The following is a 2,970-nucleotide window of genomic DNA, read 5'->3' as shown; positions in this document are numbered from 1 at the left end:
AGCGTCTGCTTTTTGAATTCCCTCGTTTCCAAATGCTCACGAGTAGAACCTTTTTCTCCACGCTCCAAATCAAAGCCAAGCTTTTGCATATGCTCGGGAAACTTATCTTGCAACCAAAGCAATTCTTGACGATTGAACACATTTTTCCCTTGCAGTTTTCCATCACGCATTGGCACAACGCCAACATGCATATGGGGCGTTTTTTCGTCCATATGTACCGTTGCATAAGCAATATTTTGCTCGCCATAGCGTTCGGAAAATAATTTATAACTTTCCTCAAAAAATCGTTTTTGTTCTGTAGGATCCAGACGGTCAAAAAAATTTTTGTCAGATGTCACGAGCAACTCGTTTACAAGCACCGCATCTTTCCGAGTTTTTCTCGTACCTGTTTTTTGCGATTCAATGATTTCTTTGACATGCTGGTTATAATCAATTTTCCCATCATGGACCAAATCATAATTTTCATGGGAACGCTCTTTATCAATATCCGAATTCGTCCTGCTTTCTCTTTCACGCTGATTATGAAACTGAATTCCTTTCAAATCATGCGCCTTCATTTTCTGCATTCGGACGACCGCATAACTCATAAAATCAGCTCCGTTTCGGGGTCAGTTTTTCGGCAACACTTCCATGTAAAGTATAACACACTATACTTTACATTCGTAAAGTGTGTGCTCTGCGAGGCTTTTTCGGCTACCCGCCGAACCATGCTAACGCATGGGAAAACCTTGGGCTTTGCCCAAACCCACAAGGGGAAATGATTCCCCCTTGATCCCCCCAATAAAAACTCCCCCAACCCCCTCAATTTTGAGGGGACTCCCTCGCCGGTCGGCAGGAATCGAATGGGATTCGATTCAATGCCAAGAGGGTTCGGGTGTGGTGAGTCTGTCAATCGACTTTCGCGGCATATCCTCATTTCGCTATCGCTCATTCCGGTATTCCACGATTCTATTGACAGACGCCACGTGTCGCTTTCTCCTTCAAGCGCCCACCAGAACAAAATAAAAAAAGATACAGAAAAAGATACAGAAGAATCTTCTGTATCTCTTGTATCTCAATCCTTTTCTGTCGTTTTATGTCGATTATTTTAACTCTCCTGTTTCTCTATCAATATCGCCCCGACCATATTTCCGTTCTTGATAAACGGCATCAAAATACAGTCTAATCAATCCAGTATGCGAACGTAAAACAGAATTGATAATCTTCATGCTGGGTAAGTTATATTCTTCCCCACGAACCCTTACAAACCTTCTTAATTCACGAATATTAGCCAGTCCATGTTCATCAATCAAATCACAAAGATCATTCAGCATGTCGTCTTTTTCTTCAACATCAAGCGTTATGTATCTATCAATATCAAAATTGTTTAGTAGTTTAATATCTTTCTTGTCATATACATGCTTGTTTTTAGCGATAGCGTCTTTTGATTCGTGCGTTAAATATAAATACATATTTTCCATGCTTTGAACTACAATTTGCACCATGGAAACACTTTTATTACCCAATGCTCGTTGTATTCTTTTACGGACACTATCAGCAGTAACAGGATTTTTCGCCACATAAATCACATGATAATGGGCTTTTTTATATTTTTGTCCCTCAACTTTACTTAAATCTTTATCATGAAGTGGGCTAATCGCAATAGGAACACCGAGCGATTCCAATTTCGTTTCCCAATCTTCGGGTATGCTTTCAGGGTACAACAGAAACGTAAAGTATCTTGCCTTATCTTTAGCCATAATGTTATAATCACCCTAACAGAAACAAAGGAATTCCAAAAAGCGAACTCTTCCAGGGGGTCGCTTTTTTTGTGTTCATTTCTGCCCTTTCTTGTATTCTTCCAAAACTACTGTAATCATCGCAGACTTACTCAAACCCTTCTCTTTGCACAACTCCTCTAAATAAGCGTGAACACTTTCTGACATAGTGATTGTAAATCTCTTTTTATTTGTCATATCGTTCTCCTTTTTGCATGTTAAAAATAATATAACAAAGTGGTGTAATTTTTGCAATAAAATACACAAAAAATATGTAAAAGGCAAAATGTCGCTCAAAATGTCGCCGAAATGTCGCTCAAATGTCGCAAGCTTCAAACCCTTGTGGCTCTAGGGTTTGAATGGCTTTTTCTCTCAATTTGGCACTCGGCACTTAAAGGGGGGGTCGTAGTAGCCCCCCCTTTTTCCTCTCTCACCCCAAAAAATCCAAGTTCAAAAAACCAAAAAAAGCACCTTTTTCAGGTGCTTTTTATCTTTCAAGACCATTTTCTCTTTCACGACGCTTTTCAACCCTGTTTAAACGCTCAAATTCGCCCTCAGGGGCTTTTTCTTTAATTTTGCCTACCAAATCATTAAAAAGGCTCTTAAACGTCTTTAAATCGTTTGTACGGGCTTTTAAAAATTCTTTGGTGCTTTTATATATCAAACCAATTTCACGCTTTAAATCGCTTATATGGCTTTTTAATTTGCTATTCTCTCGAAGCAACTGCATATTTTCCTGTCTTAATTTTTTATTTGAATTGGCTTCTGTTTCCCACTCTTTATAAATCACTCTAAGCTTTTGACCCAAAGCTTTATTTTCCTTTGCTAAATCGGTGTTCAATATTTTTTCCATCTTGCCTTTTAGCTGTTTATTTTCTTTGGCAGCATGAACCAAATTTTTAAAGTCTTGTTCGGGAACAATCACATTTCCAGTCGGTGTCTTTTTCAACTCTTTTTTGGGAATCCCAAAAAGATTCTTTTCCTCGCTCTTAACCTCGATTTGCTGAAATTCCCTTTTGGCCCGAACTTTAATTTCATCTGGAACTTTTTCATTGAGGGCGAGCAATTCATTTTTCTTCTCCTGGAGATTTTTTTCTAGAAAATCAATTTCTTTTTCCAGCGTCTGCTTTTTGAATTCCCTCGTTTCCAAATGCTCACGAGTAGAACCTTTTTCTCCACGCTCCAAATCAAAGCCAAGCTTTTGCATATGCTC

The 2,970-nt window shown here is 38.7% G+C and carries 3 protein-coding genes and 1 pseudogene; all 4 read right to left on the bottom strand.

The window, feature by feature from the left end:
* The coding region (gene mobV / locus ACFC51_RS35720) for a MobV family relaxase (RefSeq protein ID WP_376532908.1) at positions 1-587 on the bottom strand (587 nt) is incomplete at its 3' end.
* 495 nt (positions 588-1,082) lie between these two features.
* A complete protein-coding gene (locus ACFC51_RS35715; protein WP_043858541.1) occupies positions 1,083-1,739 on the bottom strand; it encodes a replication protein in 657 nt (218 codons plus the stop codon).
* A 75-nt stretch (positions 1,740-1,814) separates the two neighbouring features.
* Positions 1,815-1,955 (bottom strand): CopG family transcriptional regulator, encoded by a 141-nt coding sequence (locus tag ACFC51_RS35710; protein WP_043858540.1) that lies wholly within the window; start codon positions 1,953-1,955, stop codon positions 1,815-1,817.
* A 289-nt stretch (positions 1,956-2,244) separates the two neighbouring features.
* Positions 2,245-2,970 (bottom strand): annotated as a pseudogene (locus tag ACFC51_RS35705) (plasmid recombination protein); the annotation flags it as partial.

Origin of the sequence: Streptomyces sp. NPDC055962, assembly GCF_042270185.1 — a bacterium.
In the GTDB taxonomy this organism is placed as follows: Bacteria; Actinomycetota; Actinomycetes; order Streptomycetales; family Streptomycetaceae; genus Streptomyces.
This window is presented reverse-complemented; position numbering and strand designations above follow the sequence as displayed.